Origin of the sequence: Aquariibacter albus (assembly GCF_014145335.1) — a bacterium.
Taxonomy (GTDB): domain Bacteria; phylum Pseudomonadota; class Gammaproteobacteria; order Burkholderiales; family Burkholderiaceae_C; genus Aquariibacter; species Aquariibacter albus.
This window is the reverse complement of the sequence record NZ_JACIVI010000001.1, coordinates 307,840-327,718: the sequence shown is the minus strand read 5'-3', so window position 1 is coordinate 327,718 and position 19,879 is coordinate 307,840. Positions and strand designations below refer to the sequence as shown.

Here is a 19,879-nt window from a genome sequence, read left to right as displayed (position 1 = left end):
CTCAGCCGGCAACCTGCAACAGGGTGTCGAACAGGGACTGCGCGACCTGCAGCACCTTGGCCGAGGCCTGGTAGGCCTGCTGGTACTGGATCAGGCGTGCCGCTTCCTCGTCCAGGTTCACGCCCGAGCGCGCGCTGCGCTCGGCCGTGGCCTGCTCGGCCGCGCTGCTCGACAGCTCGGCCAGCGTGCGGCCGCTGTCGACGCGCAGGCCGACCTCGGCGATCAGCTCGGCATAGGCATTGCCGGCGGTCGAGCCCTCGACCAGGGCCTTCTCGCGCAGGCCGACCATGGCCAGGGCATTGCCGTTCTGGTGGCGCAGGCTTTCGGCCACCTCGGCAGCGCTGCCGCTGGGCGGTGCGACGGTGAAGCGGTCGCCGGCCTTGGGGGCCCCCTGCAGGGTCAGCGACCAGCCGAGCGCGGCGCTGTCCGGATCGCCGCCGACGGGGAAGTCCAGCGTCAGCGGCTGGGGCAGGCCGGCCTCGCTGGTCCAGGCGCCGCCGTCGACCCGCCAGCGGTAGCCGGTGGCGGCGGTGCCGGTGGCCGCGCCGGTGAATTCCAGCTCGACCTGGGGGCGGCTCGCGCCATCCCAGCTGCGCACGGCCAGCGCGGCGACCGAGGCGGTACCGAGGTTCGCCGCGCTGGCCGAGGCCGCCACCGGTGCGGCCGCCGCCACGCCCAGCGGGTCGCGCATCGCCACCTGCAGGCCCAGCGCGCCCTGGCCGCCGTCGTCGAAGAAGGGCCCGCCCGGATGCAGGCCGCCGGCCGCGTCCACCGCCACGCCGAGGGCCTGCTGGGCGTTGACGGCCGCCGTGACGCCCGAGACCAGGGCCTCGAAGCGGCTGCGGGTGGCGGGCAGATCCTCGTTCTGGAAGCGCAGCACGCCGCCGAGGCGACCGCCGGCCAGCTGGCTGGTGGCCAGCGGCGCCGCGCTGCCCACCAGGGCCACCTGGCGCAGGCGCGCATCGCTCGGGTCCACCCGCAGCTCCAGGGCACGGGCCTGGCTGCCCATCACCAGGGCCTGGCCGCCGGGCAGCATCACGTTCAGGCCGCCCTGGTCGGTCTCGACGGTGCTCACGGGCAGCAGGGCCGAGAGATCGCGCACCAGCTGGTCGCGCTGGTCGAGCAGGTCGTTGGGGGCCTGGCTGGCCCCCTGGGCGGCCTGGATCAGGCCGTTCACGCGGGCGATGGAATCGATGACCTGGTTGGCCTGGGTGCTCATCACGCCCAGGTCGCTGCGCACGCCGGACTGCATCTGCTCAAGCTGCTCGGCCACCGCGCGGGCGCGGGCCGCGAAGTCCTCCGCCCGCGACACCACGACCTGCCGGGCCGACAGGTCCTGCGGCGCCGAGGCCACGTCGACGAAGGCATTGAAGAGCTGGGTCGCCGCCTGGCCCAGGCCCTGCTCGCCCAGCGGGAACAGGGTGTCGAGCTGCTGCAGCTGCTGCAGCCGGGCCTCGTCCATCGCCGCCTGCGAGCTGCTGCGCTGCTCCTCGCGGACGGCATAGCTGTCGTAGGCCCGGCTCACGCCCGCGACCTCGACGCCCTTGCCGATGTAGCCGGCGCCGCTGAAGGCGCCGGGCGTCGCGCGCAGCAGGATGTCCTGCCGGCTGTAGCCGGCGGTGTTCGCATTGGCGATGTTGTGCCCGGCGACCTGGAGGGCCGTCTGGCTGGCGTTCATCGCACGGACGCCGAGGGAAAGCAGGCCGGACATGGGAAACCTCGTCGGGAAGCGGCGGCCGGACTCAGCCGTTCAGGCTGCGCGCGACGCGCAGCGTGGTGTCGATCACGCGGCCGAGCTTGCTCGCGTAGTCGGGGTCGGTCGCATAGCCGGCCTTCTGCAGGCTGCGCGCGAAGCCCTGCGCGCTGCCGCCCTCGGCCACCACGCGCGCATAGCGCGGGCTCTGGCTCAGCAGGCGGGCATGGTCGGTGTAGGCCTCGGCATAGCTGCCGTAGGCGCGGAAGGTCTGGCGGACCTTGCGCGGCACGCCGTCCACGACCTCGGTCGTGGTCACGGTGGTGGTCTTGCCGGTCCAGCCCGGGCCGGCCTTGATGCCGAAGACGTTGTGCGAGCTGGACCCGTCGGGCATGCGGATCTCGCGGCGGCCCCAGCCGGATTCGTGCGCCGCCTGGGCCAGGATGAAGTCGGCCGGGATGCCGGTGGCCTGCGATGCGGCCTGGGCCGCCGCGCGGTGCTGGGCCACGAACTGCTGCGGCGCGCTGCCCGCGTGCAGCGCCGCGGGCGAGAGCGCCTCGCGCGAGAGGCTGCCGGGCCGGCGCGGGAGTTCGCGGACCGTCCCGGAGGCTGCGGTGGCGGTGGGAGATTCTGAAGATGCCGAGGACGCCGAGGACGCCGGGGACGTGGCCGCAGGCTGCTGCCGGGCCAGCTGGCGCGCGATCTGATCGGCCAGGCCGCCAGGCAGGCCGCTGAGCTGCTGCGCGAACTGCTGGTCCAGCATCTCGGTGCCGAGCTGGGTGCCGCCGTTGTCCATCAGGCCGCTGCTCGGCGTGGCGGCCCGCATGCTCTTCATCAGCTCCTGCATGAAGAGCGATTCGAACTGCCGCGCCGCGGCCTGCACCGCGGCCTTGGGGTCGCGGGCGGCCTCGCCGCGCAGGGCCTGGAGCTGGGTGGCCGGCAGGCTGCCGGGCAGGGCGGCCATCAGATCACCTCCAGCTCGGCGTTGAGCGCGCCCGCGGCCTGGATGGCCTGCAGGATGGCCAGCAGCTCCTGGGGCGTCGCGCCCAGGCTGTTCAGCGCCTTGACCACATCGGTCAGCTGCGCGCCGGCCGGCAGCTGGATCAGCGAGCCGGCGCCCTGCGCCACCGTGATGTCGGACTTCTCGGCCTGCACCGTCTGGCCGGCGCCGAAGGCATTGGGCTGGCTGATCACCGGCTGGGTGCTGATCGTCACGCTCAGCGCCCCGTGGGCCACCGCGCAGGCGCTGAGCGTGACCGCCTGGTTGACCACGATGGAGCCGGTGCGGGCATTGATGACCACCTTGGCGGCCGGCATCTCGCGGGCAATGGGAAGGTTCTCGATGTCGGCCAGCAGGGCCACGCGCGCGCCCGGGTCGGCCGGCATGGCCACCCGCACGGTGCGGCCGTCCAGGGCCTGGGCCAGGGGCTGGCCGGCCCGGCGGTTGATGGCCTCGACCACCGCGCGGGCGGTGGAGTAGTCGGCGCTGTTGAGGTCGAGCTGCAGGCTGTCGCCCTGGTTCAGCGGCGTCGGCACCGCACGCTCGACCAGGGCACCGGCCGGGATGCGCCCCGCGTTCAGCGTGTTGATCTGGACCTTGGAGCCGCCGGCCGAGGCCCCGGCCCCGCCGATCACCAGATGGCCCTGGGCCAGGGCGTAGACCTGACCGTCCGGGCCCTTGAGCGGCGTGGTGATGAGCGTGCCGCCGCGCAGGCTCTTCGCATTGCCCAGCGAGGCCACGGTCACGTCCAGGGCCTGGCCGGGCTGGGCGAAGGGCGGCAGGCTGGCGGTGACCATCACCGCCGCCACATTGCGCACCTGCATATTGGTGCCGGCCGGCACCGTCACGCCGAGCTGCTGCAGCATGGACTGCAGGCTCTGGCCGGTGAAGGGGGTCTGGGTGGTCTGGTCGCCGGTGCCGTCCAGGCCCACCACCAGGCCATAGCCGACCAGCGGGTTGCTGCGCACGCCCTGCACGGCGGCGATTTCCTTGAGCCGCGCGGCCTGGGCCGGGGCCGGCCACCACAGCGCGGCGCTGGCCACCAGGATGCAGAGCGCCAGCGCGAAGCGCAGCAGGGGGCTGAGGGGCTCGATCCGCAGCGCGGTGGCCTCGTCCTCGTCCTCATGCTCGTCCTCGGCGACGGCGGCCGCGGGGGGGCCGGCATGCCGCTGCGCGGCGTGGCGCAACCAGGACAGGCGGGAAGGCGGCTGGGTCAGGATGGCGTTCATGGCGGTGTCGGTCCGCGGGGGCGGAGACGCTCCCCTCCCCCTTCGACACCATTCTGGAAATCTTTAGATCGGCAGAACGCTCAAAAAGAAGCGTGCCAGCCAGCCAATCACCTGCGCGTCGGCGGCGGCCCCGCGGCCGCGATGCTCCAGGCGCACGTTGGCGATCGAGGTCGAGGCCACGCTGTTGCCCGGCTGGATGCTGCGCGGATCGACCTGGCCCGAGAAGCGCAGCACATCGACCGCATCGTTCACGCCGATCTGCTTCTCGCCGGTCACCAGCAGGTGGCCGTTGGGCAGCACCTCGACGACGCTGACGGTCATCGTGCCGGTGAAGTCGTTCGTGCTCTGGGTCGTGCCCTTGCCGCTGTAGGTGTTGCTGGAGTTGCCCGAGGCCGAGGCCCGGTTCAGCACGCTCGGCGGCAGCAGCGGCACCGCGCTGACGCCGGCCGAGACATCGCCCGACTTGTCGATCGCGCTGCTGGAACTGGCGCTGGCCGTGATCTTCTCCACGATCCGCACCTGCAGGGTGTCGCCGACATGCCGCGCACGATGGTCCTCGAACAGCGGCCGGTAGCCGGCCGCTGCATAGAGCGAGCCGGTGGCCGCCGGCGGGTTGGCCGCGGCCACGGCGGCCGGGCGCACCGGCCCGGTGTCGGGCACCTCGACGCGCGGCGACAGGCCGGCGCAGCCTGCCAGCAGCGCGGCGGCCGCCAGTGCGAGGCCGGCCGGGGCCGGCGCACGGCGGCGGCACGGGGGGGGCGGAAGGCGACGGTCGTCCATGGCCGGGCTCAGATCTGGCCCAGACGCTGCAGCATCTGGTCGGCCGTCTGGATGGCCTTGGAATTGAGCTCGTAGGCGCGCTGGGTCTGGATCATGGTCACCAGCTCCTCGACGACGTTGACATTGCTGGTCTCGACGAAGCCCTGGGTCAGGCTGCCCAGGCCGTTGGCGCCGGGCGCGTCGGTGTTGGGCGCGCCGGAGGCGGCCGTCTCGGCAAACAGGTTCTGGCCCAGCGGCTCCAGGCCCGCCGGGTTCTGGAAGTTCGCGAGCTGGATCTGCCCGATCTGCCGCGGCGCGGCCTGGCCCGGCATGCGCGCGGTGACGATGCCGTCGCTGCCGATGGTCACGCCTTGGGCCTCGGGCGGCACGCTGATGCCGTCGCCGAGCAGCTCGCCGTTGTTGGTGACGATCTGGCCCTGGGCATTGAGCTGGAAGGCACCGTCCCGGCTGTAGGCGGTGCTGCCGTCCGGCCGCTGGATCGGGAAGAAGCCCGCGCCCTTGATGGCGACGTCCAGGCTGTTGCCGGTCTGCTGCAGATTGCCCTGCGTGAACTGCCGCGAGGTGGCCACCGCGCGGGTGCCCAGGCCGACCTGCAGGCCGGTCGGCAGCTGGGTCTGCTCCGAGCTGTTGGCGCCGGCCTGGCGCAGGTTCTGGTACATCAAGTCCTCGAAGACCGCGTGCGAACGCTTGTAGCCGTTCGTCGCGCTGTTGGCGAGGTTGTTCGAGATGTGGTCCAGCTGGGTCTGCTGGGCCTCCATCCCGGTCTTGGAAATCCACAGGGCGCGCATCATGGCCTTCTCCTTCGTGCCCGCCGATCGTCGCGCGGACGGCGGGTGGGGCATCGGCGGAAGAAGGGCCGCGCGGGCCGGCTTCTTCCGGCCGCGGCTCAGCGGTCGACCGACAGCAGCTTGGCCGCGTTGTCCTCGTTGCGTTCGGCGTGGCCGAGCAGCTTGAGCTGCTGCTCGAACTGGCGGGCCGCGGCGATCATGGCCACCATCGTGCCGATGGCACTGACGTTCGAGCCTTCCAGCGCCCCGTCCTGCAGGCGCGCGGCGGGGTCGGCGTCGAGCGGGTTGCCGTCGGCGGTGCGGAACAGGCTGTCCTCGCCGCGCTGGAGCGGCGCCTCGGGCGTGACCAGCTTGAGCCGGCCGACCGGAATGAAGCTGCCGTTGGCCTGCCGTGCGCTGACCGTTCCGTCGGGCGCGATGCTGGGCTCGGCCCCCGGCGGCACGGTGATCGGCCCGCCCTCGCCCAGCACCGGCAGGCCGCCCAGGCTCATCAACTGACCCTGGGCATCCACCGTCAGCGCGCCGGCGCGGGTGTAGGCCTCGCTGCCATCGGGCGCCTGCAGGGCCAGCCAGGCGCGGCCCTGCAGGGCCACGTCCAGCGGCCGGCCGGTGGCGGTGACGGGGCCGGGCGCGGGGTCGTAGCCGGTGGTGGTTTCCAGCGCGTAGGCGCGGGTGGTCGCGCCGTCGCCGCGCACCGGCACCGCGCGGAAGGCCTGCAGCTCGGCCCGGAAGCCGGTCGTCGAGGCATTGGCCAGGTTGTTCGAGAGCAGGTCCTGGCGCTGCATCGTCGCCTTCGCGCCCGACATCGACAGGTAGATCATGCGGTCCATGGCGGGCTCCGGGCCTCAGGGGTTCAGGGTGGCGGGCTCAGCGCAGATTGACCAGGGTCTGCAGCACCGAGTCCTGCGTCTTGATCGTCTGCGCATTGGCCTGATAAACGCGCTGGGCGGTGATCATGTTCACCAGCTCGCCGGTCAGGTCGACATTGCTGTCCTCCAGCGCGCCCGACTGCAGATTGCCCAGGTTGCCGAGGCCGGGCGCATTGACGATGCGATCGCCCGAGGCCAGGGTCTGCGCCCAGCGGTTGTTGCCCTGCGGCTCCAGGCCCTGGGGATTGCGGAAGGTCGCCAGTTCGAGGCGGTAGACGTCCTGGTACTGGCCGTTGGAGAAGCGCGCGCGCACCGTGCCGTCGTCCTCCACGCTGACGCTGCTGAGGCCGGCGTAGGTATGGCCGTTCTGGGTCTGCTGCGTGGTGGCCGAGCTGGCCGCGTAGCCGGTGGCCTGCACGCCCAGGGTGATCGGCGACAGGCTGATCGGATCGCCCGCGGCCGAGGTGCCGGTCAGCGCACCGAGGTTGAAGCTGGCCGCGCCGGCCGGCCAGGGGCTGCCGCTGCTGGCGTCGAAGGCCAGGGTGCCGGCCGGCGTGGCCACCGAGGTCGTGCCCGCCGTGGCCGCGAAGACCTGCCAGCGGTCGGTGGCCGGGGTCGGCGGGGTGGTCGTCGCGTCGGCGGCACCGCCGGCGATGCGGCGGAAGTAGAGCGTCATCTCCACCGGCTCGCCGGTGCCGTCGTAGACGGTGATCGGCGTCGAGTGGTTGTAGGTGCTGGGATCGGCCGGGTCCAGCGGCAGGGTGCTGTCGGCGGCCAGGGTGGCGCGGGCGTCGAGGTTCATCTCCAGCGACAGCGTGGTGGTGGCCGCCGCCGCCAGACCGCCGGTGGGCAGGGTGACCGGCCCCAGCGTGGCGCCGGGCAGGCCGTTGGCATTGAGCGGCCGGCCGAGCAGGGCCATGCCCTCGTTGTTGACCACCTGGCCGAAGCGGTCCAGCTTGAACTGGCCATTGCGGCTGAAGTAGGTCTCGCCGCCGAAGGTGGGCGGCGTGGTGCCGGTACCGGCGCCGCTGAGCACACCGAGCTGGAAGAAGCCGCTGCCGTTGATCGCGAGGTCCAGGGGGTTCTCGGTCAGGGTGATGTTGCCCTGGGTGAACTGCTGGGCCACGGCCTGCAGGTTCACGCCGATGCCGATCTGGCCGTTGCCGACGCGGTTGAGCGCGCCCGCATACAGGTCGGCGAACTCGGCCCGCGAGCCCTTGAAGCCGACGGTGCTGGCATTGGCCACGTTGTTGCCGATGACCTCCAGGTTCTTGCTGGAGGCGTTCAGGCCGGACAGGCCTTGCTGGAAGCTCATGGTCGGTTTCCTCGGGGGCGGGGGGGGATCAGGACAGGGCCTTGACGGTGCTCGCGTCGACGCGGCGACCGCTGGCCAGTTCAAGCATCAGCGCATTGCCTTCGGTGGCCACGGCCTGCACGGTGTCGGTGTTCAGGGCGGTCGCGGTGACCTTGGCCGCGCCGGACTGGGCCGTCACGCGGAAGCTGAAACCGGCGGTGCCCGCGGCGGCAGCCTGGGCCTCGGTCGGGGTCCAGCTGAAACCGTGGCGGCCGGCGGACTGCGCACCCAGATCGAGGGTGTCGACCACCTTGCCGCTGGGGCCCAGCACCTCCACGCGCACGCTGTCGGCCGGGCCGGCCAGCTCGACGCCGGCCGTGGCCTTGCCGCTGCTGTCCGGGTCCAGGCGGTTGCCGGCCAGCAGCACCTGGTGGCCCACCAGCTGCGCGCCCTGCAGCGCGCGCAGCTGGCCGAACTGGCCGCTCAGCGTCTGCACCGTGCCGTTGAGCTGCTCGATGCCGGTGACCGTGCTGATCTGCGCCATCTGGCTGGTGACCTGCGCGTTGTCCATCGGGCTCAGCGGATCCTGGTTCTTCATCTGCGCGACGAGCAGCTTGAGGAAGCGCTCGGAGGCATCGGCGGCCGAGGTCGCCGTGGCGCCTGCCGCCCCGGAAGCGGCGGCGGCCGAAGCCGAGGTGGAAGAGATCGCAGTGCTCATGGCATCGGGCCGGACAGGGTGAGGGGGGTGGCGGCGCGCAAGGGGCTCACTGGCCCATCTGCAGCGTCTTGAGCAACAGCGACTTCGCGGTGTTCATCACCTCGACGTTGTTCTGGTAGGAACGCGAGGCCGAGATCATGTTGACCATCTCCTCCACGCTGTTGACGTTGCTGTAGGTGACGTAGCCCTGGCCGTCGGCCTGCGGGTGGCCGGGGTCGTGGACGCGGCGGCCGGGGCTGCTGTCCTCGCGCACTGTGGAGACCTGCACGCCGGCCGAGCCCGCGCCCGCCAGGGGCAGCGTCTGGAAGACCACTTGCCGCGCCTTGTAGGCCTGGCCGTCGGGGCCGGCCACCGTGTCGGCATTGGCCAGGTTGGAGGCCACGGTGTTCAGGCGCTGGCTCTGCGCGCTGATCGCGCTGCCGCTGACCTGGAAGATGTCGAGCATGCTCATCGCGGGGCTCCTGGGCTCACTGGCCGGTGATCGCGCTGGTCAGCGTCTTCACGCTGCCGTTGAGGAAGCGCAGCGTGGCCTCGTAGTGCACGGCGTTGTCGGCGAAGCTGGCGCGCTCGCGGTCCATGTCCACGCTGTTGTCATCCAGGCTGGTCTGGCTGGGCGTGGCGTAGCGCAGCGCGGTGGGGCCGGCCTCGCCGGGCTGCAGCGGCAGGTGCCCCGCGCGCGGCGCGGTCTGGGCCGGCACCAGGCTGGCGCCTGGGTTGGCGTGGCCGGTGGCTTCGCGCAGCGCGGCGGCGAAATCCATCTCGCGGGCCTGGTAGCCCGGCGTGTCCGCATTGGCGATGTTGCTCGCCAGGATGCGCTGGCGCTCGGCGCGCAGGCTCAGGGCCTGGGCCTGGAAGTTCAGCGTGTCGGTCAGGCGGTTCAGCATCGCGGGCTCCGCGGCGAAGGGCCGGCGCTGCAGCACACGACCCGGTGGGGGATGGGCATCGATTGTGGAAAGCGGGGGGCCTGCCATGGCGGGGAATAGCGGCTGCCGGACCCCGCATTTCCCGGCCCTTGCGCCGCGCCCCCCGCCTACAGTGCGGCGCATGCCCCTGCCCTCGTGCGCCGTTCCGCACCCCCCCACCGAGTCCCGCGACCCGCCGCGCGCCCGGCTGGCAGCCACCACGCTGCTCGCCCTGGCGCTGACGCTGCCGGGCGCGGGCGCCCGCGCCGCCGACAGCCCACCGCCCGATCCGCTGGCCGCCGCCCGCAACCAGGCGCTGCAGCAGGTGCAGCAGGCCGCCGAGGCCCTGGCCGAGGGCCGCCGCGTCGAGGTGGAAGCCGGCCCCCTGCCCAATGTGCAGCGCCTGGCCCCCTGCGCCGAGGTGCAGGCCAGCCTGCCACCCGGCTACCGCGCCTGGGGCAGCACCCGGGTCGGCCTGCGCTGCGTGCAGGGCCCCGTGCGCTGGCAGGTCTACCTGCCCGTGACCGTGCGCGTCTGGGGCCCGGCCCTGGTGCCGCGCCAGGCCCTGCCGGCCGGCCGCAAGCTGGCGGCCGAGGACCTGCAGCCCGCCGAAGTCGACCTGGCCGCCCTCCCCTCGCCCGCGCTGCAGGACCCGGCCGAGGCCGAGGGCCGTGTGCTGATGCGCAGCCTGGCCCCTGGCCAGGCCCTGCGCGCCGGCGACCTGCGCCAGCGCCAGTGGTTCAGCGCCGGCAGCCCGGTGCAGCTCACCGCCATCGGCCGTGGCTTTGCCGTCGAAGGCCGCGGCCAGGCCCTGGGCGCCGGCCTGGACGGCCAGCCCGTGCGCGTGCGTATCGACAACGGCAGCATCGTCCAGGGCATCGCCGTCGGCGAAAACCGGGTGGAGCTGAGGTTGTGAGCCCCCGTCCCTCACCGTCCGGCCCAGCGCCTCAGGGCCCGACCCCCCGGGTTTGCGGGGGCCGTGCAGATTCCGCTCAAGCTTGGCCGTGCGCGTCCGAAAGCTCCACCATGTCGCACCTCCGCACGGGCCCCTCCGGGCCCTCCGCCCCCCACCGGTCGGCCTCGGCCGCCCCTGACTTCGGGAGCCTGTCATGAAGATCGGCCCGTCCACCCCGCCCCCGGCCGCCGCCGCGCCGGTGCAGCCTGCCGCCCTCTCGGCCCAGGACACCCAGGCCACGGCCCGCAGCACGCAGGAGCTGTCCGCCCCGGCCCACCGCGCCGCCGGCGCCGCCGCCAGTCCGGCCGGTGAAGGCACCCGGGTCGAGATCTCGGCCGCCGCCCAGATGCTGAGCGGCACCGACGGCGACTTCGACGCCGACAAGGTCGCCGCCCTGCGCCAGGCCATCGCCGACGGCAGCTACCGCGTCGATGCCGGCGCCATCGCCGACAAGCTCATCGCCAACGCCATCGACGTGCTCGGCGGCGGCGCCAAGCGCGGCTGAAGCCCGGGGCCGCCGATGAACCCGCAGCCTGCCGACCCCCTGCCGGCCGCCCCGGCCGGCAACACCCTTGCCTTCGAGCGCGCCCTGGGCGCGCTCGAACACCATCTGGACACCCTCGGCCAGGCCCTGCGCCAGCGCGACAGCGGCACCCTGCTGGAAGCCAGCCGCGCCCTGCAGCAAGCCCTGCCCGCCGCGCTCGACCGCCTGCGCCACGACGCGCCCCACCCCCTGCCGCCCGAACTGCGCGAGCGCCTGCTGCGCGACCGCGGCCGCATCCTGGCCCAGCGCGAGGCCCTGAGCCGCGCCCACGCCGCGGTCGATCGCGCCGTCAGCGTGCTGCTGCCGGGGGAGACTCCCGTCTACCACCCGGCCGGCCTCGCCCGCGGCGAGCGCCATCTCGGTTCGGCCTGAGGGCCCATCGTCGGGGCCTTCTCCGTCATGGGTTCCGCAGTTGCGTTGCGCAGCCCGTGGGGCGCCTCTCGCAACGCCTCACGCGCCATGGCGATCTCACGGGGACTGAAGCTTTTCCCGTGAGGTGAACGCGATGCCCACTGCGCCCGCCCCAGGTCAATTGGAGCCGCCAAAAAAGACGATCCAACCGCTCTTCGTCTTCAGGAAACGGGCTTGAGCCGCACCGCCCGATCCATAGATTGCGGCCATCGTGGGGCCCATCGCACGCGTTATGCCTCCGGATGTCCCGATGATGTAGTCACAAATAAAACCTGGCTTGCCACTTGCTCGATCACAACCCAGCTTTTCGAATTTTGTGATTCGAATGGCTTCACCACCGCCAAGGCCTTTGTTTGCCATGGCCCCGAGACACATCATGGCACCCACAACATCATTACCCTGTGGCCCACTCGCACAATTCTGATTCAGCTCATTGATCTTTGCGGCCTGATCGTCAAAACGCTTTTTGACAAGGTCATACATCACGGATTCACTGGGCTCGCCCTTCGCGAGAGGCTCAGGGCCTTCGTCGTCGGCTTGATCAGTCGCAACCGATGTTTTTTGATTCTTGCCTGCACCGTTCACCTTAGACGAACTTGTATTATTTTTACCTGAAGAGGCCACCTTCTCGGCGGCACTTCCAGCATAAGATGAACCAAGGATGCGACGCTTCTCGATCTCATCTTTTTGCTCAGCAACCTTGGTAAGAAGTGCAGTACCAGCGGCGGTCTGCTGATCCAGCTCGAAAGGTATATATCGAGCAACCAAGGCATTGAGATCTGCTTCACTTGAAGCTTGACTGATGCGCCGACCGAAATCCTGCTGAGCAGCACCAATCATTGCATGCCGCTTCTTTATAAAATCTTCCCAAAGGGCATTGATCGGCCCAATGTGGATATATTTTCTGTATCGCGGTTCAATCTCGTTTGAATACGCAACCCCTCGCTCAAGACCGACCAAGCCGGAGCCGAGGGCATCGACGCGAGCCCGCTCGATCTTTTGCAAATCCAGTGCAATCTCCTCCTGCTTGGCTTCAAGCGCCTTGACCGTGGGGTTGTTGTTTCGAGGTGAGTGCCGTTGCCCGCCCGTGAGCTCAGCAATCAGTGCCTCGATTGCGACCATGCCCTCGTAACCTCGTTGGGTTTCAATGTAACCCCTGGCCAAACGTTCCAGTGCGGGCTTCGCAACCCGCTCGTTCGCCTCGGCCATGACGGGGTCAAACATGTCAAGATCGGCCGCTGACATAAACCCACGCAATCTTGGCGCATCGGCGGCAATCGCTTGATAGGCCTTGTACCCATCATCAGTCGGCGGCAGGCCTCCCAGTGCAGCATAGGCGTCTCGGATTTCCTGCCGCGCAGCCCGGATACTCTGAACCCCCTTGGCGTACTGAGGAAAAATCCCCTGGGAAAATGCGCGCCCGAAGAAGCCCATGTCAACCATCACCCCATCGGGCGTGCGCCCCATCATGCGGCAATCGAAGCCAAGTTTCTGCAAGCCCTGCAAATCAGAAGCGGAGAGCTGATCATACGGCTTGCCGAAACCCGCCACAAATCTGCTATCTTCCAGCAACCAGTTGTCGCGAGGCAAACCGGAAGGCTTGATTTCACCGAGCGGGCCGGTTTTCTCGGGCCGGTAGTTGATTCTTCGTTCGGGCGCACGCCCAGCGGCAGCACCGAAACGACCGTTTTCAGCAAACTCTGGCGGAAGATTGCTTACATCAAGCGCCAACCAATTTGCAGCTTTCGTGCACTGCTGGGCATCAGCCCCTTGCGGCATGTAGGAAGGCGGCCGCCCCGGCACCCCTTGGTCGACGCGAGCCCTGTTGACCGCATCCCGAAATATCTTGCCTAAATCAATCTCGGCCAGCGCAGGATTTGAGCTTTGCAGCACAAAAAAACCAAGCGCCAGCAAGGCATTTCTTATCCTCGCAACATGTTGGCTATTCATAAAAACCTACCCGGCAAGATATATAAATCAGTTAAAAAGACTTCAACCCATAAGCCAGAAATTACCCAGCGATGGACTGCACAGACTTTTACCCGAACAGCAGCTTGCCGGATCTTATTCTGTAGACATACGCAAGCCGCCTGAGTCGGGTCATCGCGACCCGAAAGTGAAGAAGGCTTACAACACCCTCCTTTGCGGGCTTGCGCGGATTTCATCGATGATTTGCCGACTCGGCTGGTCAAACGTACTCTTACTCCTCCGGAGATCTCGCACCTTGTAAGACTGCGCCCTCAATGCCCCCCATGCCCCCCCTGCGGCTTCCTCACCCGCACCTCCACCCCGGGGCTTGAGGCGGCCGGCGGGGTCTGGGGCGCGGCGGCGGGCGGGCTCGCGGCGGGTGCGGCGGCAGCTTCCGGGGCGGCGCCGGTCCAGGGCCGGGCGACGGTGCCGGGGGGGTGCTTCCACCAGCCGGGGTCGCGCGGGTCGCCGGGGGGCTGGTCGGGGCGCACCTTCAGCACGGTGAACATGCCGCCCATGTCGATGGGGCCGAAGGGGCCGGTGCCGGCCATCATGGGGGCGGTGTTGGCGGGCAGGGGCATGCCGGCCATCTCGCTCATGTCGGCCATGCCGCGTTCGCCCATGAGCATGTAGTCGGGCACGAGGCGGTTGATCTTGTCGACGAGGCCGCGGTGGTCCACGCCGATCATCGTGGGCACGTTGTGGCCCATGGCGTTCATGGTGTGGTGGCTCTTGTGGCAGTGGAAGGCCCAGTCGCCCACCTCGTCGGCGACGAAGTCCATCTGCCGCATCTGGCCGACGGCCACGTCCACCGTCACCTCGGGCCAGCGCGAGGCGGGGGGGGTGGGGCCGCCGTCGGTGCCGGTCACGAAGAACTCGTGGCCGTGCAGGTGGATGGGGTGGTTGGTCATCGTCAGGTTGCCCACGCGCAGGCGCACCTTGTCGCCCTGGCGGGCGACGATGGGGTCGATGCCGGGGTAGAGACGGCTGTTCCAACTCCACAGGTTGAAGTCCAGCATGGTCATGACCTTGGGCGTGGCGCTGCCGGGGTCGATGTCGTAGCTGTTGAGCAGGAAGCAGACGTCGCGGTCCACCTCCTGGATCCACGGGTGCCGGCCCTTGGGATGGGTGACCCAGAAGCCCATCATGCCCATGGCCATCTGCACCATCTCGTCGGCATGCGGGTGGTACATGAAGGTGCCGGGCCGGCGGGCGACGAACTCGTAGACCCAGGTCTGGCCCGGCGGCACGGCGGGCTGGGTGAGGCCGGCGATGCCGTCCATGCCATTGGGCAGGCGCTGGCCGTGCCAGTGGATGGTGGTGGCCTCGGGCAGCTTGTTGGTGAGGAAGATGCGGACGCGGTCACCCTCCACCACTTCGATGGTGGGGCCGGGGCTCTGGCCGTTGTAACCCCAGAGGTGGGCGGTGAAGCCGGGGGCCATCTCGCGCACCACGGGTTCGGCGACGAGGTGGAACTCCTTCACGCCGTCCTTCATGCGCCAGGGCGCGGTCCAGCCGTTGAGGGTGAGTACCGGGCGGTAGGGCCGGCCATTGGGCGGGGCCAGCGGGGGCTGGGTGGCGGTGCCGGGGGCGACCGCGGGTTCGGGCAGCGCGGCCATCGCGACACGGCTGACGCTGGCGGCGGCCACGCCGGCGGTGATCGCGCCACCGCCGGCCAGGAAGTTTCTGCGGGAGACCATGGGCTCCTCCATCAATGTCCGCCAGCAGCGGCCGGGGCCGGTGCGGCGGGGGGGGAATCAATCGACACCGGCGCGGCCAGGGGCCGGCCGACCAGGGCTTGCGCGAGGGCGGCGTCGGCACGCCAGAAGGCGCGGCGCGCGTCCATCGCGGCCTCGACCGCGGCGACCTGCGCGCGCGCGTCGGCCAGCAGCTCGAACACGCCGACCAGCATCCCGTTGTAGCGAAGCAGCTGCTCGTCGACGATGCGCTGGGCCAGGGGCAGCAGCTCGGCCTGGTGCAGGGTGGCGATGTCGTGGGCGTGGCGGTAGGCGCCATAGACCTCGCGCACCTCGGAGCGCGCCTCGACGGCCAGCTGCGCCGCCTGCTGCAGCGCGATGCGGTGGCGCGCCTCGGCCTGGGCCAGCCGGGCCTGGCCGGAATCGAAGAGCGGCAGCTCGAAGCGCAGCTCGGTGCCGCGGCGGTCGGGGCCGGTCTCGGGGCGGTCCCGTTCCAGACCCAGCTGCAGGACATTGACCCAGCGGGTCGGCCGGGTCAGGCCCAGGCGGGCCGCCGCCTGCTGGACGGCCTGGCGGGCGGCCTGCAGGTCCAGCCGGGAGGCCATGGCCTGCCGCTCGATGTCCGGCTGCTCGGCGGGCTGGGCGGGCAGCGGCGGCAGGCGATCGGGCAGACGCAAGGCGGTGTCCTCGCCCCACAGGCCGATCGCGCGGATCAGCGCCTCGCGGCGCGCCTGGGCGGCCTGCTCGGCCTGGGCCAGGCGCAGGGTGGCCTCGGCATGGAAGGCCTGCTCGCGGGCGCGGCGCAGGGCGTTGAAGTTGCCGACCTCGGCCATGCGCCGGGCCAGTTCGGCGCCGGCTTCGGCCGCCTCGCGGATCTGGCGGCGGTAGTGCAGGCGCTCCTCGGCAGCGACCGCTTCGATCCAGGCCTGCCGCACAGCCGCCAGGTGGGCCAGCACCTCGGCGGCCAGGGCCTGCTGACGGGCGGCGAAATCCGCCTCGGCCAGCGGTCGCAGCCAGGGGGTCAGGGCCAGGCGGAGCAGGTCGATGCCCAGGCGCAGCTCGATCTCCGTCTCATCGCCCTGCCGGAAGCGGCCGACGCTCAGCGAGGGATTGGGCAGCCGGGTGGCCTGCAGCAGTTCGGCCTGCGCCAGGCCCAGGGCCTCGAAGCGGGCCTGCAGGCCGCGGTGCTTCAGCAGGCTCAGGGCCAGGGCCTGGTCCAGGCCCAGGGGCTGGGCGAGCAGCTCGGCGCTGCGGGCCTCGGCAGCGGCTTCGTCGGCCGGCGTGCGCGGCCAGACGGGCCGCAGCCCGCTGCGCGCCTGCACCTGCTCGGCCACCGGCGCGAAAGCCGCCGGCCCGGAGGGCGCAGCGCAGGCGGCCAGCAGCAGCGGGATCGGCAGGGCCAGCAGGCGCAGGCGAAGGGAGCGACGCGAAGGCCCCAGGGCGCTGGAAGGGCTCATCGTGCCCCCCCGACACCCTGTGGCCCGCCCTGCCCGGCCGGGGCCGCGGACGGGTGGCCCTGGTGGCCCTGGTGGCCGCCGTGGCCCGACGGCCCCGGCTGCGGGTCGGGCGACGGCGTCGCCGGGCCCCCCCTTCCTGCGGCAGCAGCAGGCACCGTGGCACCCGGCGCAGGCGGCTCGCCGGATGCGGGGCCGAGGTGGCCACGCCAGCCGCCGAGGCGACCGACGGTGTCATTGGCCTCGCGCCAGTCGCGGCCGGTGGCGGGCAGGCTGCGGTGCTCGGCCACGGCCGAGCGGTGCAGCAGCGGGGGAACGGGCGCGGCCGGGTCGAGCGGATCGGGCCGGGGCGGCGAAGCCAGGGCGCTGGCCGCCAGCAGGACCAGGGTGGCGGCCGGGGCCAGGCCAGGCCAGCCACGCCCAAGCCGACGGCCGGGCGGGAGAAGCGGGGAATGCATGAAGACCTCAAAGACGGCTGAGGGGGCCGGCCGCACCGGGGCGGCCGACCGGACACGCGCCCCGGGGGGACGCGCGGGCTCAGGCGCTCAGGCTTCGAGGGGGGCGGTCGAGACCGGGCGGCACCCGGTCGGCGGAGGGCAAGGGCGCCGCCTCGGGCTGCGCCTCGCCCGGCATGGGGGCAGCCGGCCAGGCCGGCAGGGCCGCCGGCAAGGCCAGGCCCAAGGTGCAGAGGCTGCACGCGCTGCAACGGTGGCCGCCGCTGCAGTCGCCCAAAGCGCAGGTACCAGGGTCTGCAGCCGGCTCGCCGTGGGCATGCTGGGTGTGATCGGAGGGGCCGGCGGGGTCGACGAAGCGGGTGGGGTCTGCGGAGCCGGCTGGGCCGGCATCGCCAGCGTGACCGGCGTGAAGCTCAGGGGCCGTCGCATGGCCCGGATGGCCTGCGTGACCCGCAGGCCCCGCAGGCCCCGAAAGCCCGCCCACCCCCTGGGCCGGGCCGTTCATCGCGCAGCCCATGGCCAGCACGCGCTGCGCCTGCAGCGGCAGGGCCAGCATCAGCAAGGCCAGCAGGATGAGGCGCAGGCGGGACGACATGGTCGCGAGTCTAGGCCGGACGCGGGCGGCCGATCCGGCGTGGGGGCAGGCCGCCGCGCGGAGCGGCTGGCACGCGCCCACCTCGCCCCCAGCGACCAGGGCAGCCCAAGCCCCCGCGGCCCTCACGCAACCTCCATCGGCGCCGGCCGCCAGCGCTGCAAGCGCCAGGCGTTGGCGACGACGCCCAGGCTGCTGCACGCCATGGCGGTGCCGGCCAGGGCCGGGCTGAGCTGGCCGGCCAGGGCCAGCGGCAGGGCGATCAGGTTGTAGCCGAAGGCCCAGCCCAGGTTCTGGACCAGGGTGCGGCGGGTGCGGCGGGCCAGGGCCAGCGCATCGGCCACGCGACGCGGGTCGCCCTGCATCAGGGTGATGCCGGCGGTTTCCATGGCCAGGTCGGTGCCCCCGCCGATGGCCAGGCCCAGGTCGGCCGCGGCCAGGGCGGGCGCGTCGTTCAGGCCGTCGCCGACCATGGCGACCGGGCCGTGGGCCGCGCGCAGGCGGGCGATGGCCTCGGCCTTGTCGGCCGGCAGCAGGCCGGATGCGCAGCCGTCCAGGCCGAGCTGGCGGGCCAGGGCCTCGGCGCTGGACGCATGGTCGCCGCTGAGCATGACGGTGTGCAGGCCCATCGCGCGCAGGCGGCGCACGGCTTCGGCGGCTTCGGGGCGGACCCGGTCGCCGAAGCTGAGCAGGCCGAGCAGGCGCGGGCGGCCCGCCGGCTGCACCGCCATCAGCCAGGCCAGGCTGCGGCCGGCGGCGGCCTCGCGGGCGGCGGCGGCCTCGAGCGGGGCGGTGTCCAGACCCTCTTCCTGCGCCAGGCGCGGGCTGCCCAGGCGCAGCAGGCGCCCGTCGATCCGGCCTTCGATGCCGCGGCCGGGCAGCGCGCGGGCGTCCTGCGCCTGCGGCAGGGGCGTCGCCAGCGGGCCGATGCCGGCCGCGCCGCCCTGCACCGCCTGGGCGAGCGCGCGGGCCAGCGGATGCTCGCTGCCCTGCTGCAAGGCGGCGGCCAGGCGCAGCAGCTCCTCGGGCGACACGCCGGGCGCGGCCTGCAGGCCGGCCAGGCTCGGCTGGCCGAGGGTGAGGGTGCCGGTCTTGTCGAAGGCGACGACGCGGATCGTCGGCGCCGCCTCCAGCGCCGCGACATCGCGGATCAGCAGGCCATGGCGCGCGGCCACGCCGGTGCCGGCCATCAAGGCCATGGGCGTGGCCAGGCCCAGCGCGCAGGGGCAGGCCACGACGAGCACCGCCACCGCATGCAGCAGTGCGGTGGCCGGCGCGGCGCCGGCCAGCAGCCAGCCCAGACCGGTCAGCAGGGCCAGGCCCAGCACAGCCGGCACGAAGACGGCACTCACCCGGTCGACCAGGTGCTGCACCGGCGGCTTGGCGGCCTGGGCCGTCTCGACCAGGCGGACGATGCGCGCCAGCGTGGTCTCGGCGCCGACGGCGCTGACGCGCAGCTCCAGCACGCCCTCGCCATTGAGCGTGCCGGCGCGCACGCGCTCGCCCGGGCCGCGCGCCACCGGCAGGCTTTCACCGCTGAGGGCGGATTCATCGAGGTGGCTGAGGCCGGCGAGCAGCACGCCGTCGGCGGGCAGGCGCTCGCCGGGCCGCACGCGCAGGCGGTCGCCGACTCGCAGGGCCTCGACCGGGCGGTCCAGCTCGCGGCCATCGTCGAGCAGCAGGCGCGCCCGCGCCGGCCGCAGCGTGGCCAGCGCGCGCAGGGCCTGGGCGGTGCGCTGCTTGGCCCGGCCTTCCAGGGCCTTGCCCAGGCGCACCAGGGCCACGATGACGGCGGCCGACTCGAAGTAGAGCGCCTCGGTCTCGCCCCCCCACCAGAGCACCATCGACAGGCCCCAGGCCGCCGTGCTGCCCAGGGCGACCAGCAGGTCCATGTTGCCGCTGCCGGCCCGCAGCGCGGCCCAGCCGGCCCGGAAGAAGCGCAGGCCCGGCCCGAACAGCACCCCCGTGGCCAGCACCGCCTGCACACCCGCCGGCGGCATGGCGTGCAGGCCGAAAGGCATGGCCAGCATGGGCAGCAGCAGCGGCAGGGTCAGCAGCAGGGCCAGGGCAGTGCCCAGGATGTCGCGGCGCTGGGCGGCTTGGCGGGCGGCGGCGGCGGCTGCTTCGGCGCGGGCCTGGGCAGCGAGGGTCGCGTCGATCGGGGCCTCTTCCGGCACGGGGCCGGCCGGCCTCGGCGCAGGGCCCAGCGTGTCGCTGCCCAGCACCGCGTAGCCGGCCCGCTCGACCGCAGCGACCAAGTCGGCAAGGTCCAGCGCCTGCCCGGCCAATGCCTCGACCCGCGCCTGGTCGTTGACCGGATTCACCGCCACCGCCGCCACCGCGGGCAGGGCCCGCAGCGCGCGCTCCACCCGCAGCGCGCAGGCGGCGCAGGACAGGCCGCCGAGCGCCAGCGTCCAGCCCGCAGCCGACGAACCCGGGCCGCCGGCAGGGCGCACGGGCGAGGGATCGGGCAAGATCGGCATCATGTGGCTTGAGATGTGGGGGCGATGCACTGTGGCGCAAGTCCCCG

19 protein-coding genes are annotated in these 19,879 nt (G+C 72.2%); 3 read left to right on the top strand and 16 right to left on the bottom strand.

The features are described 5' to 3' along the window. Window position 1: 1 nt before the first annotated feature. From flgK to flgB, 10 genes are all read right to left on the bottom strand, one after another. A complete protein-coding gene (flgK, locus tag H4F90_RS01515) occupies window positions 2-1,711 on the bottom strand; it encodes a flagellar hook-associated protein FlgK (protein ID WP_182660802.1) in 1,710 nt (569 codons plus the stop codon). Between the two features lie 31 nt (window positions 1,712-1,742). Beyond that, complete coding sequence (gene flgJ / locus H4F90_RS01510; protein ID WP_182660799.1) at window positions 1,743-2,657, bottom strand: flagellar assembly peptidoglycan hydrolase FlgJ; 915 nt, start codon at window positions 2,655-2,657, stop codon at window positions 1,743-1,745. After that, window positions 2,657-3,787: a flagellar basal body P-ring protein FlgI gene (locus tag H4F90_RS01505; protein WP_407926166.1), complete on the bottom strand. Its 1,131-nt coding sequence runs from the start codon at window positions 3,785-3,787 to the stop codon at window positions 2,657-2,659. The genes flgJ and H4F90_RS01505 overlap by 1 nt, the downstream gene beginning before the upstream one ends. Window positions 3,788-3,985: 198 nt before the next feature. After that, on the bottom strand, window positions 3,986-4,702 hold the full coding sequence (locus H4F90_RS01500; protein WP_182660797.1) for a flagellar basal body L-ring protein FlgH: 717 nt from the start codon (window positions 4,700-4,702) through the stop codon (window positions 3,986-3,988). Between the two features lie 8 nt (window positions 4,703-4,710). Continuing rightward, entirely contained in the window at window positions 4,711-5,493 is a 783-nt protein-coding gene (flgG, locus tag H4F90_RS01495; RefSeq protein WP_182660794.1) for a flagellar basal-body rod protein FlgG, read from the bottom strand. Window positions 5,494-5,588: 95 nt separating this feature from the next. Beyond that, window positions 5,589-6,320, bottom strand: a complete 732-nt coding sequence (gene flgF, locus H4F90_RS01490) for a flagellar basal-body rod protein FlgF (protein ID WP_182660792.1) — start codon at window positions 6,318-6,320, stop codon at window positions 5,589-5,591. 37 nt (window positions 6,321-6,357) lie between these two features. After that, window positions 6,358-7,674 carry a flagellar hook protein FlgE gene (flgE, locus tag H4F90_RS01485; RefSeq protein ID WP_182660790.1) on the bottom strand — a complete coding sequence of 439 codons (1,317 nt, stop codon included), beginning with the start codon at window positions 7,672-7,674 and terminating at the stop codon, window positions 6,358-6,360. Window positions 7,675-7,702: 28 nt separating this feature from the next. Further along, entirely contained in the window at window positions 7,703-8,371 is a 669-nt protein-coding gene (locus tag H4F90_RS01480; protein ID WP_182660788.1) for a flagellar hook assembly protein FlgD, read from the bottom strand. 46 nt (window positions 8,372-8,417) lie between these two features. Continuing rightward, window positions 8,418-8,822, bottom strand: coding sequence for a flagellar basal body rod protein FlgC (gene flgC, locus H4F90_RS01475; RefSeq protein ID WP_182660786.1), 405 nt, complete (start codon window positions 8,820-8,822; stop codon window positions 8,418-8,420). A 16-nt stretch (window positions 8,823-8,838) separates the two neighbouring features. After that, window positions 8,839-9,255, bottom strand: a complete 417-nt coding sequence (gene flgB / locus H4F90_RS01470) for a flagellar basal body rod protein FlgB (RefSeq protein WP_182660784.1) — start codon at window positions 9,253-9,255, stop codon at window positions 8,839-8,841. A gap of 160 nt (window positions 9,256-9,415) precedes the next feature. Between flgB and flgA the strand changes: the two genes are divergently transcribed. From flgA to H4F90_RS01455, 3 genes are all read left to right on the top strand, one after another. Then, window positions 9,416-10,189, top strand: coding sequence for a flagellar basal body P-ring formation chaperone FlgA (gene flgA / locus H4F90_RS01465; protein WP_182660782.1), 774 nt, complete (start codon window positions 9,416-9,418; stop codon window positions 10,187-10,189). Between the two features lie 193 nt (window positions 10,190-10,382). After that, the gene (gene flgM, locus H4F90_RS01460) at window positions 10,383-10,733 is read left to right on the top strand and encodes a flagellar biosynthesis anti-sigma factor FlgM (RefSeq protein WP_182660780.1); all 351 of its coding nucleotides are present in this window, start codon (window positions 10,383-10,385) and stop codon (window positions 10,731-10,733) included. Window positions 10,734-10,748: 15 nt separating this feature from the next. Next, window positions 10,749-11,144: a hypothetical protein gene (locus tag H4F90_RS01455; protein ID WP_182660778.1), complete on the top strand. Its 396-nt coding sequence runs from the start codon at window positions 10,749-10,751 to the stop codon at window positions 11,142-11,144. Between the two features lie 156 nt (window positions 11,145-11,300). On the opposite strand, the gene H4F90_RS01450 is transcribed toward H4F90_RS01455, so the two are convergent. The 6 genes from H4F90_RS01450 to H4F90_RS01425 form a co-directional block, all read right to left on the bottom strand. Further along, window positions 11,301-13,133, bottom strand: a complete 1,833-nt coding sequence (locus tag H4F90_RS01450; RefSeq protein ID WP_182660776.1) for a hypothetical protein — start codon at window positions 13,131-13,133, stop codon at window positions 11,301-11,303. Between the two features lie 290 nt (window positions 13,134-13,423). Beyond that, on the bottom strand, window positions 13,424-14,851 hold the full coding sequence (locus H4F90_RS01445; RefSeq protein ID WP_182660774.1) for a copper oxidase: 1,428 nt from the start codon (window positions 14,849-14,851) through the stop codon (window positions 13,424-13,426). Window positions 14,852-14,862: 11 nt separating this feature from the next. Then, window positions 14,863-16,305, bottom strand: coding sequence for a TolC family protein (locus tag H4F90_RS01440; RefSeq protein WP_220486029.1), 1,443 nt, complete (start codon window positions 16,303-16,305; stop codon window positions 14,863-14,865). Next, window positions 16,302-16,760 (bottom strand): hypothetical protein, encoded by a 459-nt coding sequence (locus tag H4F90_RS01435; protein WP_182660772.1) that lies wholly within the window; start codon window positions 16,758-16,760, stop codon window positions 16,302-16,304. Before H4F90_RS01435 ends, H4F90_RS01440 begins: the two co-directional genes overlap by 4 nt. Before the next feature lie 79 nt (window positions 16,761-16,839). Beyond that, window positions 16,840-17,352 (bottom strand): hypothetical protein, encoded by a 513-nt coding sequence (locus H4F90_RS01430; protein WP_182660770.1) that lies wholly within the window; start codon window positions 17,350-17,352, stop codon window positions 16,840-16,842. A gap of 122 nt (window positions 17,353-17,474) precedes the next feature. Continuing rightward, window positions 17,475-19,832: a heavy metal translocating P-type ATPase gene (locus H4F90_RS01425; RefSeq protein ID WP_182660769.1), complete on the bottom strand. Its 2,358-nt coding sequence runs from the start codon at window positions 19,830-19,832 to the stop codon at window positions 17,475-17,477. Window positions 19,833-19,879 lie beyond the last annotated feature (47 nt).